The sequence below is a fragment of the Streptomyces sp. NPDC107575 genome (assembly GCF_055657265.1).
The window spans coordinates 1,347,311-1,361,106 of the sequence record NZ_JBVKBG010000001.1 but is presented as its reverse complement, the minus strand read 5'-3'; the positions used below and the strand labels follow the sequence as shown (position 1 = coordinate 1,361,106).

13 protein-coding genes are annotated in these 13,796 nt (G+C 71.5%); 5 read left to right on the top strand and 8 right to left on the bottom strand.

The annotated features are described in order from the left end of the window. Positions 1–38: 38 nt before the first annotated feature. Positions 39–728 (bottom strand): response regulator transcription factor, encoded by a 690-nt coding sequence (locus ACZ7L4_RS06385; RefSeq protein WP_472100182.1) that lies wholly within the window; start codon positions 726–728, stop codon positions 39–41. Positions 729–815: 87 nt separating this feature from the next. On the opposite strand from ACZ7L4_RS06385, the gene ACZ7L4_RS06380 reads away from it, so the two are divergent. After that, positions 816–1,478 (top strand): M15 family metallopeptidase, encoded by a 663-nt coding sequence (locus ACZ7L4_RS06380; protein WP_472100180.1) that lies wholly within the window; start codon positions 816–818, stop codon positions 1,476–1,478. A gap of 20 nt (positions 1,479–1,498) precedes the next feature. Continuing rightward, positions 1,499–2,497: an endonuclease/exonuclease/phosphatase family protein gene (locus ACZ7L4_RS06375; RefSeq protein ID WP_472100408.1), complete on the top strand. Its 999-nt coding sequence runs from the start codon at positions 1,499–1,501 to the stop codon at positions 2,495–2,497. Positions 2,498–2,622: 125 nt separating this feature from the next. On the opposite strand, the gene ACZ7L4_RS06370 is transcribed toward ACZ7L4_RS06375, so the two are convergent. The 4 genes from ACZ7L4_RS06370 to ACZ7L4_RS06355 all read right to left on the bottom strand — a co-directional run bounded on the left by ACZ7L4_RS06370 (position 2,623) and on the right by ACZ7L4_RS06355 (position 6,963). Further along, entirely contained in the window at positions 2,623–3,705 is a 1,083-nt protein-coding gene (locus tag ACZ7L4_RS06370; RefSeq protein ID WP_472100179.1) for a tartrate dehydrogenase, read from the bottom strand. Positions 3,706–3,869: 164 nt separating this feature from the next. Further along, positions 3,870–4,775: a LysR family transcriptional regulator gene (locus ACZ7L4_RS06365; RefSeq protein WP_472100178.1), complete on the bottom strand. Its 906-nt coding sequence runs from the start codon at positions 4,773–4,775 to the stop codon at positions 3,870–3,872. Positions 4,776–4,860: 85 nt separating this feature from the next. Then, a complete protein-coding gene (dctA, locus tag ACZ7L4_RS06360) occupies positions 4,861–6,255 on the bottom strand; it encodes a C4-dicarboxylate transporter DctA (RefSeq protein WP_472100177.1) in 1,395 nt (464 codons plus the stop codon). Between the two features lie 135 nt (positions 6,256–6,390). Beyond that, the gene (locus tag ACZ7L4_RS06355) at positions 6,391–6,963 is read right to left on the bottom strand and encodes a helix-turn-helix domain-containing protein (RefSeq protein ID WP_472100175.1); all 573 of its coding nucleotides are present in this window, start codon (positions 6,961–6,963) and stop codon (positions 6,391–6,393) included. Between the two features lie 133 nt (positions 6,964–7,096). Between ACZ7L4_RS06355 and ACZ7L4_RS06350 the strand changes: the two genes are divergently transcribed. Beyond that, a complete protein-coding gene (locus tag ACZ7L4_RS06350) occupies positions 7,097–7,933 on the top strand; it encodes an EamA family transporter (RefSeq protein WP_472100174.1) in 837 nt (278 codons plus the stop codon). Between the two features lie 33 nt (positions 7,934–7,966). Continuing rightward, positions 7,967–8,662, top strand: a complete 696-nt coding sequence (locus ACZ7L4_RS06345; RefSeq protein WP_472100172.1) for a B3/B4 domain-containing protein — start codon at positions 7,967–7,969, stop codon at positions 8,660–8,662. Here ACZ7L4_RS06345 and ACZ7L4_RS06340 read toward each other — a convergent pair. The 3 genes from ACZ7L4_RS06340 to ACZ7L4_RS06330 form a co-directional block, all read right to left on the bottom strand. Further along, complete coding sequence (locus ACZ7L4_RS06340) at positions 8,650–9,558, bottom strand: formylglycine-generating enzyme family protein (protein WP_472100170.1); 909 nt, start codon at positions 9,556–9,558, stop codon at positions 8,650–8,652. The two genes, ACZ7L4_RS06345 and ACZ7L4_RS06340, sit on opposite strands and share 13 nt — an antisense overlap. Beyond that, positions 9,555–11,030: a sulfatase-like hydrolase/transferase gene (locus ACZ7L4_RS06335; RefSeq protein WP_472100406.1), complete on the bottom strand. Its 1,476-nt coding sequence runs from the start codon at positions 11,028–11,030 to the stop codon at positions 9,555–9,557. Before ACZ7L4_RS06335 ends, ACZ7L4_RS06340 begins: the two co-directional genes overlap by 4 nt. A 62-nt stretch (positions 11,031–11,092) precedes the next feature. Further along, positions 11,093–12,274, bottom strand: coding sequence for an ROK family transcriptional regulator (locus ACZ7L4_RS06330; protein ID WP_472100168.1), 1,182 nt, complete (start codon positions 12,272–12,274; stop codon positions 11,093–11,095). A 135-nt stretch (positions 12,275–12,409) separates the two neighbouring features. On the opposite strand from ACZ7L4_RS06330, the gene ACZ7L4_RS06325 reads away from it, so the two are divergent. Further along, entirely contained in the window at positions 12,410–13,792 is a 1,383-nt protein-coding gene (locus tag ACZ7L4_RS06325) for a sugar porter family MFS transporter (protein WP_472100166.1), read from the top strand. Positions 13,793–13,796 lie beyond the last annotated feature (4 nt).

Below are 13,796 nucleotides of genomic sequence, written 5' to 3'. Positions count from 1 at the left end.
TCAGGGTGAGCTTGAGGCGGGCGCTCGGCCCGCGCTTCCTAGGCACGGCCTTGGCCCTCGTCCTGCGGGCGCACATCGATGCGGTAGCCCACGCCCGGCACGGTGGCGATGATCCACGGCTCGCCGAGCCGCTTGCGCAGCGCGGAGACGGTGATACGGACGGCGTTGGTGAACGGGTCGGCGTGCGCGTCCCACGCGCGCTCCAGAAGTTCCTCCGCGCTGACCACCCCGCCCTCCGCGGCCACGAGGACTTCGAGTACCGCGAACTGCTTCCTGGTCAGGGCGACGAACCGGCCGTCGCGGTAGACCTCCCTGCGGAACGGGTCGAGGCGCACGCCCGCGATCTCCCGCACGGGCGGCCGGCTGTGGCCGCGTCTGCGGTCGAGGGCCCGGAGCCTGAGCACGAGTTCCTGGAGCTCGAACGGCTTCGTCAGGTAGTCGTCTGCGCCGAGTTCGAACCCCGAGGCTTTGTCGTCGATGCGGTCGGCCGCGGTCAGCATGAGGATCGGCATCCCACTGCCCGAGGCCACGATGCGGCCCGCGATCTCGTCTCCGGTCGGCCCGGGGATGTCGCGGTCGAGGACGGCGATGTCGTACGTATTGACGCTCAGCAGGTCCCAGGCGGTGTCCCCGTCCCCCGCGATGTCGGCGGCGATCGCCTCCAGGCGCAGCCCGTCGCGCACGGCCTCCGCCAGATACCGCTCGTCCTCCACAATCAGCACTCGCATGCCCTTCACGCTACGAGTCGGCGTGTATCGGCGGCATATCGAAAAACGCAGACGTTGTGGCAACATCGCCCCGCCTTGACTGGCGGCATGACACGCACACCCATGACGCGTCGGACGCGTCCGCTGCTCCTCCTCATCGGCCTCGTCGTCGCCGCGGCAGTGATCGCCACGGTCCTCGGTATTCGGTCGCCCAGGATCTCGTCGGCCTCGCCGCCGACGAAGGCTCCCCCGACGCCCTCGTCCGCCTCGGTGCCCTCACCGATGGCATCGCGCGAGCGCGGCGGGCAGAACGCGGTGGGCGAGGCCGACGGCGTGGTTCCCGACGGCGTGACGGTCTTCGACGACACGACCCCGGCCGTCGGCAGGCTCGACCCGGACCTGCTCAAGACCCTGCGCCGGGCGGCGACGGACGCCTCCGACGACGGCGTCACGTTCTACGTCAACAGCGGCTGGCGCTCCCCCGAGTACCAGAACCGGCTGCTCGACGAGGCGGTGTCGAAGTACGGCTCCGAGGCCGAGGCCGCCCAATGGGTGGCCACCGCCGACACCTCACCGCACGTGTCCGGCGACGCGGTCGACCTCGGCCGCTCCGAGGCGACGGCGTGGCTGTCCGAGCACGGCGCCCCGTACGGGCTCTGCCAGATCTACGGCAACGAGCCCTGGCACTACGAACTCCGGCCCCAGGCCGCCGATCACGGCTGCCCGGCCCCCTACGCCGACCCCACCGAGGACCCGAGGATGCAGAAGTGACCGACAACAAGCGCGTACGAATGCCCCGGTCGCTCCGTGCCCTCTCCCGGCCCGGCCCCTGGAGGCGCGGGAGGCTGCTCGCCGCCCTCGCCCTGCTGCTCGGGCTGCTTCTGCTGCTGCACGCGCGGATCACGGACCGCGGGGGCCTCGGCAGTCTGGTGGACACCTTCCTGCCGTGGTTCGGGCTGTTGGTGCCGGTGCTGCTGATAGGAGCGCTGTGGCGGCGGTCGGCGTCTGCGGTGGTGGCCGTGGTGCTGCCGGCCGTGGTGTGGACGGGCCTCTTCGGCGGTGTCCTCGGCGACAAGGCGCAGGCCTCCGACAGTGACCTCACCGTCGTCAGTCACAACGTCGGGGCCGACAACCGCGATCCGGCGGGCACGGCCCGCGACCTGGCGGCCTCCGGGGCCGATGTGCTCGCGCTCGAGGAGATCACGGAGCAGGCCCGGGGCACGTACGAGAAGGCGTTGGCCGAGGCGTATCCGCACCACACGGTGCAGGGGACGGTCGGGCTGTGGAGCAGGCTGCCGCTGTCGGACACCGGGCCGGTCGACCTCCAGCAGGACGTCGGGCCGCTGGGCGCCACCAAGTCGGCCGCCGAGAAGCTGCCCTCCAACCGGGCGCTGCGGGCGACCGTGACCACGGACGACGGGCCGGTGGCGGTGTACGTGGCCCACCTTGGCTCGGTGCGCGTGATGCCGCGGGGTGGCTTCTGGACGGACAGCCGGGACCGCAACGCGCGGGCTCTTGCCGAGGCGATCGCGGCCGAGGACAGCAGGCGGGTGGTGCTGCTCGGCGACCTCAACGGCTCCACGGACGACCGGGCCCTGGACGGCCTCACCTCGCGGTTGCACTCGGCCCAGGAGGAGGCGGGCGACGGCTTCGGCTTCAGTTATCCGGCGGACTTCCCGGTGGTGCGCATCGACCAGATCCTGGTCCGGGGCGTCACGGCGGACCGCTCCTGGGTGCTGCCCGCGACGGGCAGCGACCACCGGCCGGTGGCGGCGGGGCTCAGTTGGTAGGCAACGGCGAGTGCCGGGCCCCACGAGGAGGGCCCGGCACTGAAGTGGCCGCTTCGGAGCGGCCGTCCCGGCCTGTCGGCGCGACCCGAGGACCAGCCGGGAGGCTCGTGTCCCCCGTACGAGGGTCAGTTGGCCAGCGCGTCGATCAGCGCCTTGGTGACGTCCTCGGTGGTGGCGGTGCCGCCGACGTCGCGGGTGAGGGTCCCGGCGCCGGTGACGGTCTCGATGGCCTTGTTGAGGCGGGCCGCCTGGTCGGGCAGGCCGAAGTGCTCCAGCATCAGCGCGGCGCTGCCGACCGCGCCGATCGGGTTGGCGAGGCCCTGCCCGGCGATGTCCGGGGCCGAGCCGTGGACCGGCTCGAACATGCTCGGGAAGCGCCGCTCGGGGTTGAGGTTGGCGCTGGCCGCGAGGCCGAGGCTGCCCGCGAGCGCGCTGCCCAAGTCGGAGAGGATGTCGGCGTTGAGGTTGGAGGCGACGACGACGGACAGGTCCTCGGGCTTGAGCACGAACTTCGCCGACATGGCGTCGACCAGCACGCTCTCCGTCTCCACGTCCGGGTACTCGGCGGCCACCCGCTTGAACACGTCGTCCCACAGCACCATCCCGTACTGCTGGGCGTTGGACTTGGTGACCGAGGAGACCTTGCGGCGCGTGCGGGTGCGGGCCAGGTCGAAGGCGAAGCGGATGATGCGCTCGCAGCCCACCTCGGTGAACAGCGAGGACTGGACGGCCACTTCACCGCCGGGGCCGCGCCCGGACAGATTGCGGCCGCCGAGGCCCGCGTACTCGCCCTCGCTGTTCTCGCGGACGACGACCCAGTCGAGCTCGGTGTCGTCGGCCTTGCGCAGCGGACTGAGCACGCCGGGCAGGAAGTGCACGGGGCGGACGTTCGCCCACTGGTCGAAGTTCTGGCAGATCTTCAGGCGCAGGCCCCACAGGCTGACGTCGTCGGGCACGGAGGGCCAGCCGACCGCGCCGAAGTAGATGGCATCGAAGTCCTTGAGCTGGTCGAGGCCGTCGTCGGCCATCATCTTGCCGGTGCGGGCGTAGTACTCGCAGCCCCAGTCGAACTCCTGCCAGTCGAAGGCGAAGGACCCGTCGGAGCCGGCGGCGAGGGCGTCCAGGACGGCGCGGCCCGCCGCCACGACCTCGGAGCCGACACCGTCGGCGGGGATGGCGGCGATACGGAAGGTGCGGGTCTCGGACACGAGGGCCTCCAGGAAGTGCGGGAACGCCCGTGCTCAAGAGCGCCTGGCCGGGCGGCGGTTGGTGTGTTCCCGAGTCAACCGGCCGGTTCGCGGGGCGTCCAAGACATGCTTCCGATGCGACACATAGGCGCGGCTGATGGGTGCCGCGCCCGGTCGAGGAGCTGTTACGTCGACGGGGTCCGCGCCCGGCGTTCCGCGAGCGAGCGGGTCAGTTCCAGGAAGGCGCGTGCCCCGGGCGTCAGATGCGCGGGCAGGCTGATCATCGCGACGTGCAGATGGGCGGTCGGGACGAGCGAGGCGACCGCGAGGCCGCAGCGGCGGGCGAGGCGGGTCCAGGCGGCGGGCAGCACGGCGACGCCCACGCCGGTGAGCACGAGCGGGAGGATGGAGGTGCGGTGGTCGACGACGGCGACGATCTCGGTGTCCCCGCCGCGGGCGGTGATGTCGTCGACGATGCCGCGCATGAGGCTGCCGGGGCGGGACGCGATCAGCTTGTGGCCTGCGAGGTCCTGGGGGTGCAGCACGGCGCCGTCGGCGAAGGGCCCGTCGGCCGCGCCCACGACGACGAAGGGCTGCTCCTCCACGGGCAGCATGTCGATGCCGGGCGCGGTCACCGGTTTGTCGGCGCCGAGCAGCCCCAGCTCGCAGGCGCCGCTGCGGACGAGTTCGACGGCCTCTTCCGGGGTGAAGGCGGCGCGGGTGCTGATGGTGACGTCGGGGTGCAGTTGGGCGAAGCGGTGGATCAGCGTGGCCATCGGTTCGATGCCCGGTGAGGGCATGGTGGCCACTTCCACGGTGCCGCTGCCGAGGCCGGTGAGGGCGGCGGCCCGTTCGCGTACGGCGGCCAGGTCGCGCAGCACGCGGCGGCTCGGTTCCAAGAGTTCGGCGCCCGCCTCGCTGAGGACGACGCCGCGGCCCATCCGGTGGAAGAGCGAGACACCGAGGTCCGCCTCCAGGTTGGCCATCGCCTGGGACAACGACGGCTGCGCCACGTGGAGCGCGGCGGCGGCCCTGCTGAAGCCACCGTGCTCCACGATGGCGAGAAAGTACTGCAGTTGCCGCGCGTCCATTCTGCCTCCTCCGCCTGCTGCCATAAGGGCAACCTATCGACAGGTCGACAGGTCGCCCTCGCGGGGAGTGCGCGCGGCCGGGGACTCAGACCGCCGGTGGGGCGGGCGCGGGCACCGGCTTCTGAACGGGCACCGTCGTCGCCTCGGCCGGGGCGGCCTCGGGCAGCGCCTCGACCCGCTCCCCCGCGAGGACGCGGCGGGCCCGCTCCAGGTCGAGGGCGTTCTCCCAGCGGGCGACGACGAGGGTGGCCACGGCGTTTCCGCAGAAGTTGACCAGGGCCCGGCACTCGGACATGAACTTGTCGATGCCGAAGATCAGCATGATGCCCGCGGCGGGCACATGCCCGACGGTCGACAGGGTCGCGGTCAGCGCGATGAACCCACCACCGGCGACTCCGGCGGCACCCTTGGAGGTCAGCAGCATGACGGCCAGCAGGCCGAGTTGCTGGCCGAGGGAGAGCGTGGTGTCGGTGGCCTGGGCGATGTAGAGGGTGGCGAGGGACAGATAGACCGCGGCGCCGTCGAGGTTGAAGCTGTAGCCGGTCGGCACCACCAGGCCGACCGTCGGCCGGTCGACGCCCATGAACTGCAGCTTGCGCATCAGCCCCGGCAGCGCGGGCTCGGCCGTGGAGGTGCCGAGGACGAGGAGCAGCTCCTCCTTGAAGTGGCGCAGGAGTTGGAAGAGGTTCAGCTTCACGTACAGCGACAGGACGGCGCCGAGGACCACGACGACGAACACGATGGACGTGACGTAGAACAGCAGGATCAGCGAGCCGAGGCTGGTCAGCGTGGACAGGCCGAACTTGCCGATCGCGAAGGCCATCGCGCCGAAGGCACCCACCGGGGCCGCCTTCATCACGAACGACAGGACCTTGAAGACCACCTCGGTGAGACGGTTGACGGACGCGATGATCGGCTCGCCGACCGGGCCGACCATCTTCAGCGCGATCCCGAAGATCACGGCGAGGAAGATGACCTGGAGGATGTCTCCTTCGACGAACGCGCCGAAGAAGCTGTCGGGGACCAGGTTGGTGAGGAACTCCCACCAGTGCTGCTGCTCGCCCTGCTGGACGTACTGGCTCGCGTCGCCCGAGGTGTGCAGGCCGCCGACATCCGCGTGCACGCCCTCACCGAGCGGGAACAGGTTGATGGCGAGGAGGCCGAAGCCGAGCGCCACGATCGTGCCGACCTGGAAGTAGACGAGCGCCTTGACGCCCGTGCGGCCCACCTTCTTGAGGTCGGCCACGCCCGCGATGCCGCCGATGATGGTCAGGAAGACGATCGGCCCGATCAGCATCTTCATCGCCGCGACGAAGGTCGTGCCGACCGGTTCCATCGCCGTGCCCAGGTCGGGCCACCGCCAGCCGATCACGATGCCGACGACGATCGCCGCCAGCACCTGCACATAGAGCTGCCGGTACCACGGTGTGGCCTTCACCACTGGGGTGGCGCCTTGGGCGGCGTCCGGGGCATGCGTCATTGCAACCTCCATCCGGGCACGGCTGGGATCCGCGGCGCCGGGCCCGTCCGGCGCCGCCCCAACTACCGCGCCAGTGAAGCGGTTTGCGTGCGCGGAGATCCACGACCAAAAATCGATGCCCCGGATAGGTGGCGCCTATGACCCCGGTGGCAGCTGCACCGTCATGATCAGGTGGCAGGTTCCCTCGCCCGCGCCCCGGTAGGTGTGCGCGGCGTCCCCGTCGAAGGTGGCGGTCTGTCCGGCCGCCACGGAGTGCTCCGCGCCGTCGACGACGAGGGTCATGCACCCGCCGGTGACACTCACCGTCTCGATGACGCCGGCCTGGTGGGGGTGGCTGGGATACTCCTCGCCCGGTTCGAGGCGCCAGCGCCAGACCTCGACCGGGGAGGCGCCCGTGGTCGTCAGCATGAGCCGGGCCTCGCCGCCCCGCTCCCCCGCCCACAGCGGCATGACGTCGTCGGACGACACGACCCGCACGCGCCCCTCGGCCGGCCCCTCAAGCAGGGCCGACACCGAGACACCAAGGGTGTCGGCGAGCCGGACGAGGGTGGCGAAATTCGGATTGCCCTGCGCCTTCTCCAGGCCGACCAGGGCACCCTTGCTGACCTTGGCGCGGCGGCCGAGCTCGTCCAGGGAGAGGCCCGCGCGCGAGCGGGCCGTCCTGACGTTGTGCGCGAGCGTGCGCAGGGCTGCCTCTGTCTCGGTCACCTGACCACCTTCCGCTTCACCACCGACTGGCCAGTGGAATGTACCGCGCGGTCGTTCGGTTGACACATCACGGTCGGTTCACTGTACGGTTTGGTCGTTCCACTGAAGCATGAAGAGGGCAAGGAAGAATTTCGTGATCGCTCTGCTGCTGGCCCTGGGCAGCTCTCTCGCCTACGGGTGCGCCGACTTCCTCGGCGGCCTCGGCGCCCGGAAGGCCCATGTGCTGCGCACCGTGATGGTCGCGGCGCCCGCCAGCCTCGCCGTCGAGCTGCTGCTGTGGCCGTTCCTCGGCGCCTCGTTCAGCTCGGCCGCCGTGGGCTGGGGCGTGGCCTCCGGTGTCGCCTCGGCCGCCGCGTTCGCGCTGCTGTACAAGACCCTCGCCATCGGGCCGATGAACGTGCTGTCCCCCGTGACGGCGCTGGTGTCCGCCGCGCTGCCGGTCTCCGTGGGGCTGCTGCAGGGCGAGCACCTCGCCACGGCGGGGCTCGTCGGGCTGCCGCTCGCGCTCGTCGCCGTGGTCCTGGTCAGCGCCGGGAGCGGCACCGGCGCCTCCCGCCCCTCGCGCACGGCGCTGCTGCTCGCCTTCGGGGCGGGCGCGGCCATCGCGCTGCAGCTGGTCTGTCTGCACCAGGCCCCTTCGGACAGTGGCGTGGCACCGCTGATCGTCGGCAGGGCGGTGTCGTCGCTCGTCACGCTGGGCGCGGCAGGCGTCCTGTACAAGCGGCTCGGCGCGGAGAAGCCCGCGTACGGGATCTCGGCGGCGGCCGGGGTGCTCGACTCGATCGCCAATCTGCTGTTCCTGCTGGCGGCGCGCAGCGGAGACCTCGCGGTCGTCGCCGTGATCACCGCCCTCTACCCGGCCGGTACGGTGCTGCTCGCGCGCGGCGTACTGGCGGAACGGATCCACCGGGGGCAGCTGGTGGGTCTCGGCACGGCCGCCGTCGCCGTCAGCCTCCTCGCCCTCACCTGACCCCTCTCACGCAAGAACAGATACGGAGTCCCGATGCCCGCCTTCCATCTCACCCCCGCCGTCGCCGAGGCCTTCCCCGGCACCCGGATCGCCGTGGTGACCGCCACCGGCCTGCGCGGCCACGAGCCATGGCCCGCGACCGTCACGGCCGTCACGAACCTGGAGCGCGAGCTGGCCGACGGGTCCTGGCAGCCCGCGGACGAGTCCGATCCCCGCATCGAGGCGTGGCACACCGCGTACCGCTCCTTCGGCACCAACCCGCGCCGCATCCGGCCCAGCGTCGACGCCCTCGGCCGCCGCATGGCGAAGAAGGGCGCACTGCCGCGCATCAACCCGGCGGTCGACTCGTACAACGCCGTCTCCGTGCGCCACGGTCTGCCCGCCGGAGCCTTCGACCTCGACCATGTCACCGGCGACGTGGTGGAGATCCGTTACGCGGACGGCACCGAGGAGTTCACCCCACTCGGCGAGCCCGACACCGTCGAGCACCCCAAGCCCGGCGAGGTCATCTACGCCGACACGACCGGCGTGCTGACCCGGCACTGGAACCACCGCGACGCCCAGCGCACCTGTGTCACCGAGGACTCGACGCGGGTGGCGTTCCTGATGGAGACCGTGCGCGCGGACCGCGACGGACACTTGTTGAAGGCGGCGGCCGAGGAGCTGCGCGACCTGCTCGCGCCGCATGCGGAGCAGGTCACCGTCGACTACGTGGGTCAGCCCGAATAGACCACACGGAACCCCGTGTTGCCCGACGTGCTGTCCGCCGTGTTGGAGGTGCGGGCGGCCACGCGGTAGCGGTTGCAGTACGAGTGGTGGCACAGGTACGAGCCGCCGCGCATGACCCGGGTGTTCGGGTCGCCGCCCGCCTCCCACAGATCGGCGTTCCACTCCCACACATTGCCCGCGACGTTGTACAGGCCGTACCCGTTCGCCTGGAACGCGTGGACGGGGGCCGTGCCCTGGTAGCCGTCCTCGGCGGTGTTCTTGGTGGGGAAGGTGCCCTGCCAGATGTTGCACATGTGCTCGCCGCCCGGGGTGAGTTCGTCGCCCCAGGCGTAGCGGGCCTGGTCGAGGCCGCCGCGCGCGGCGTACTCCCACTCGGCCTCGGTGGGCAGCCGGCCGCCCGCCCACGTCGCGAAGGCGACGGCGTCCGCCCAGCCGACGTGTGTGACGGGGTGGTCCCAGCGGCCTTCGAGGTCGCTGCCGGGGCCCTCCGGGGTGCGCCAGGTCGCGCCCTCCACGCCGCACCACCACGGGGTGGCGTCGGGGCGCGGCGAGATCTTGCGCAGGTGGCCGGGCAGGAACTTGGCGAAGACGTAGCTCCAGCCGAAGCGTTCAGCCTCGGTGCGGTGTCCGGTGGCCTCGACGAACGCGGCGAAGCGGGCGGTGGTGACGGCGTAGGCGTCGATGGCGAAGGCCTTCACGCGCACGGAACGCACCGGCCCTTCGGCGTCCCCGGGGTTGGCGTCCGCGTCCTCGCTGCCCATGCGGAAGGTGCCGCCGGGCAGGTCGATACGGGTGTCGTAGGCCGGTTCGTCGCGGGGCGTGAGGGCGAGGGCGACCGGCCCCCCGGCCGTGACCTCGGGGCCGCCTTCACGCGAGGGCGAGCAGCAGCTCTTCACGCCACGCCCTCCGACTCGAACGCGGACAGCGTCGTGTCGTAGTCGGTCGGCACGTCGTACATCGGTGTCATCCAGTGGTAGAAGTTGTCGCCGCGGTCGCGCAGCAGGTGGTAAAGGCGGTGCATCAACTGCGTGCGCACCTCGCGCAGTTCGGGGTGCTCGTACCGGTTCTGCAGCTCGTCCGGGTCGGCCTGGAGGTCGTACAGCTCGTTGTGGGACTCGGGGTTCACGACGAGCTTGTAGCGGCGGGTGCGCAGCATGCGCTGAGGGTACGGGAAGTGGTGGCCGTGGTACTCGGCGAGGTGGTGCTCGTCCCATTCGGGGTGCTCGCCGCGGGCGATCGGGAGCAGGCTGCGGCTGTCGACGGCCGGAGCGGCGTCGGCGCCGGCCAGTTCCAGGATGGTCGCCGTGTAGTCGGTGAGGGAGACGAACTCGTCGCGGACCTGCCCCGCCGCGCCGCCGGGGACGCGGAGCAGACCGGGGATCCGGTAGATGTCCTCGTACATGGCGGGGCCCTTGTCGTGCAGGCGGTGGGCGCCGGTGAACTCGCCGTGGTCGGCGGTGAAGCAGACGGCGGTGCGCCCGTCGAGGCCGAGGTCGCGCACGGCCGCCATGATGCGGCCGATCTGCTCGTCGATGAGGGTGACATAGCCCCAATAGGCGGCTATCAGCTTGCGGCTGTCCTCGAGGGGCATCGTGTCGAAGGCCCACAGCTGGCTGTAGTTGCTCTGCACCGGCGGCTTGTTGGCGAACGTCTCGGCCATGGACGCGGGCAGTTCGACGAGTTCCGGGTCGTACATGTCGAAGTACTCGTTCGGCAGGATGTACGGCAGGTGCGGGCCGAAGAAGTGGGTGGCGAGGAAGAACGGGTTGCCCTCGCCGCCGCGCTCGTCCTCGGCGAACCGGCGCAGCATCTCGATGGTGCGGGTGGCGAGGTAGTACTCGAAGGTGGCCTCGACGGGCTGGTGGAGGCGGGCGGCGAGGAGGTTGCCGGGGCTGCCGTTGGGGGTGGTGCCGCGCATCCGGTCGCTGATCGCGTACTCGGGAAGGCCGCGCTCCTTGAGGTACGCCAGGTAGTCGGGGTGGTCGACCGGGTTGTGCCAGCCCTCCAGGTTCGGCCCCTCGAAGCCGTAGTCGGCGGCGGTGCGCTGCACACCGCCGTGCCACTTGCCCATCAGGCCGAGGTTGTAGCCGTCTCCCTTGAGCTGCTCGGCGAAGGTGAACTGGCCGTCGGAGAGATCCTCCAAGTACCCGACATTGCGCTCGTAGTTGGCGAGCAGCTTGTGCCGGAAGGGTGCCGCGCCGGTCAGGAGGCTGGCGCGGGCCGGGGTGCAGATCGCGGTGGGTGTGTAGCAGCTGTCGAAGCGGGTGCCCTCGGCGGCGATCCGGTCGAGGTTCGGAGTGCGCACGTGCGGGTTGCCGTAGGCACCGAGGGTGTCGACCCGGTGCTGGTCGGTCATCAGGAAGAGCATGTTGTGGCGCACGGCGGTGCCTTTCGGATCGTACGAGGGGGTGTTTCGGGTCAGGACAGGTGCTACGAGGCGCGGGTGGCGGCGGCCTCGTCGGGGGCCGCCGTGTCCGCCGTCGCGTACCCCGCGAGCAGCGGTGACTCGTGGAAGACCAGGGCGAGGGCGCCGAGGGCGCCGGAGCGCTCGCCGAGCACGCCCTGCACGAGTTCCACTCCACGGTGGACGCGGGTCGCGGTGTAGCGGCGGAAAGCGTCCTCGACGGGACGGAGGAAGCCGGGGCCGAGGTCGGCGACCTCGCCGCCGAGCACGATGCGGCGCGGGTTGGCGGTGCTGGAGGCGGCGGCGAGCGCGCGTCCGACGGCGAGCGCGGCGCGTTCGACGACCGCGCGCTCGGTGTCGGACCCGGCCGCGAACGCCTCCGTGAACCGCTCCCAGCTGCGCCGCCCGGCCGCCCGCAGCAGCGCGGGCACGGCGGCGACCTGCTCCAGACAGCCGTGTCCGCCGCACCAGCAGTGCGGCCCTTCGGCGTCGACGCTGATGTGCCCGATCTCGCCGGCGGCGCCCTGCGCGCCCCGGAACAGCAGGCCTCCGGCGACGAGCCCGCCGCCGATGCCGTACGACAGCGTGAGGTGCAGGGCGTCGCCGGATCCGCGGGCCGCGCCCCAGATGGCCTCGCCGAGTGCGGCGAGCCGCGTGTTGTTGTCGGCGAGGACCGGCACCTCAAGGGCATCGGAGACCGCGTCGGCGACCGTCTGCCGGCGGTCCGTGGTGTCTCCGGGGCCCGGTGTGCCGATGCCGACGCCGCCGAGTCCGGCGAGGTCGATGCCCTCGTGGGCGGCGAGCTCGCGCAGCAGGTCGAGGGCGGCGGCCGCCTGGTCGCGGGCTCCGGAGCGCTGCGCGTGATGGGTGCCGGCGAAGGCGGTCACCTCGTGCGCCGCGTTGGCGATCGCGACCGTGATGCGCTCGCGGCCCACCTCGATGCCGACCGCCTGGGCGGAGCGCGGGTTGAGCGTGAGCCGGTGCACCGGGCGGCCGCGGCCCGAGGGCGGGCCCGCGGGCTCCTCCGTGACGACGCCGTCGGCGAGCAGCTGCCCGACGATGCCGGAGAGCGTCGTGCGCGAGAGCCCCGTGGCGGTGGCCACGTCGGCCCTGCTGCTGGGGCCCTGCCTGCGCAGCACCTGGAGGACGCGCTCCACGTTCCCGTACCGCAACTGGCGCAGCACGGTGGGGTTCTTGACCACTGCCATGGGTCGGATACTCCCCCGCCCCGCGCATTTACGTCAAGACTCACGACAGAAATCAAAACCGCTGGTCGTTACCCCTTGATTTTCGTCGGAGTGTTGACGCTAATGATGCGGAGCCGACCAGCAAGGGAGCTCGTCATGCCTGCCGTCACCAGGACCTCGGTGTCTGATGCACCGAGCGCGGACGTCCGATCGCGCCGCACGCTTCTGCTCTATCTCTGCGGCGCCTTCGGCGGTCTGCTGTCCGGGTACGACATGGGGATCGTGGCGGGTGCCCAGCTGTTCCTCACCCGCGACCTGGGGCTGAGCGCCTGGATGCAGGGGGCGTTCGTCAGCTCGCTGATGATCGGCGCCATCGCCGGGTGCTTCGCGGCGGGCCCGGCGACCGACCGCTGGGGGCGTCGTCCGGTCATGCTCGGCACGGCCGTGGTCTTCGGCGCGGGCGCGCTGGGCATGGCAGTGGCCACGGGTCCGTGGATCCTCATCGCCTTTCGGGTCGTCACGGGTGTGGCCGTCGGGCTGTCCTCGTCCGTGATCCCCAGCTATCTCTCCGAGCTGGCGCCGACCGCCATCCGCGGCCGGGTGTCGACGCTCAACCAGATGATGATCGCGGTCGGCATCTTCGTGTCGTACCTCATCTCCTATCTGCTGTCCGACGCGGGCGCCTGGCGCTGGATGCTGGGGCTCGCGCTCGTCCCGGCCGCCGTGCTGTTCGCAGGGATGTGGACGCAGCCGGAGACGCCGCGCTGGCTCGTCGCGCACGGCCGCGAGGACGAGGCCCGCACCGTGCTCCTTCGCCTGCACACCGAGGAGGAGGCCGACGCCGAGCTCGCGGACATCCGCGCCGCCGCGCACGGATCGCACGAGCGCCGGGGCCGCCTGCGGGAGTTGTTCGCCGACCGCCGGGTGCGGCGCGGCCTCTGCATCGCCGTCGCGATGGCGGTGATCCAACAGGTCATCGGCTCCAACACGATCGTCTTCTACGCGCCGACGATCCTGAAGGCGGCCGGTTTCGGAGACTCCGCCGCGCTGCTGAACAGCGTGGGGCTCGGCGTCCTCTCGATCGTCACGACGTTCGTGACCGGACGTCTCGTCGACCGGGTGGGCCGCAAGCCGCTGCTGCTCACGGGGCTCGTCCTGATGATCGTCAGCATGAGCACGCTGTGCGCGGTGTTCTCGCTCGGGCTGCTGCACCAGACGCTCGGGCAGGTCGCGGCCGTCGCGAGCCTCGCCGTCTTCAAGGTGGCCTACTCGCTGAGCTGGGCGCCGCTGCTGTGGGTGATGCTGCCGGAGCTGTTCCCGCTGCGGGTGCGCAGCGTCGGTGTGAGTGTCGGCTCGGGCACCAACTGGGCCGCGAACTTCGCCGTCTCGCTGGTCTTCCCCGTGCTGCTCACGGCCGGGGCGGGCGCCGCCTTCGCGCTCTTCGCGGGGATCTGCGTCCTCGCGTTCGCGTTCACGGCGGCGTTCGTCCGGGAGACGGCGGGCCAGTCCCTGGAGACGCTGGAGCGCGCGGCCGCCTGAGCGT

Bases quoted from the DNA above. Each gene is read 5' to 3' on its own strand.
- ACZ7L4_RS06385 (WP_472100182.1), bottom strand. From the start codon at position 728: ATGCGAGTGCTGATTGTGGAGGACGAGCGGTATCTGGCGGAGGCCGTG.
- ACZ7L4_RS06380 (WP_472100180.1), top strand. From the start codon at position 816: ATGACACGCACACCCATGACGCGTCGGACGCGTCCGCTGCTCCTCCTC.
- ACZ7L4_RS06375 (WP_472100408.1), top strand. From the start codon at position 1,499: ATGCCCCGGTCGCTCCGTGCCCTCTCCCGGCCCGGCCCCTGGAGGCGC.
- ACZ7L4_RS06365 (WP_472100178.1), bottom strand. From the start codon at position 4,775: ATGGACGCGCGGCAACTGCAGTACTTTCTCGCCATCGTGGAGCACGGT.
- dctA (WP_472100177.1), bottom strand. From the start codon at position 6,255: ATGACGCATGCCCCGGACGCCGCCCAAGGCGCCACCCCAGTGGTGAAG.
- ACZ7L4_RS06345 (WP_472100172.1), top strand. From the start codon at position 7,967: ATGCCCGCCTTCCATCTCACCCCCGCCGTCGCCGAGGCCTTCCCCGGC.
- ACZ7L4_RS06335 (WP_472100406.1), bottom strand. From the start codon at position 11,030: ATGCTCTTCCTGATGACCGACCAGCACCGGGTCGACACCCTCGGTGCC.
- ACZ7L4_RS06330 (WP_472100168.1), bottom strand. From the start codon at position 12,274: ATGGCAGTGGTCAAGAACCCCACCGTGCTGCGCCAGTTGCGGTACGGG.
- ACZ7L4_RS06325 (WP_472100166.1), top strand. From the start codon at position 12,410: ATGCCTGCCGTCACCAGGACCTCGGTGTCTGATGCACCGAGCGCGGAC.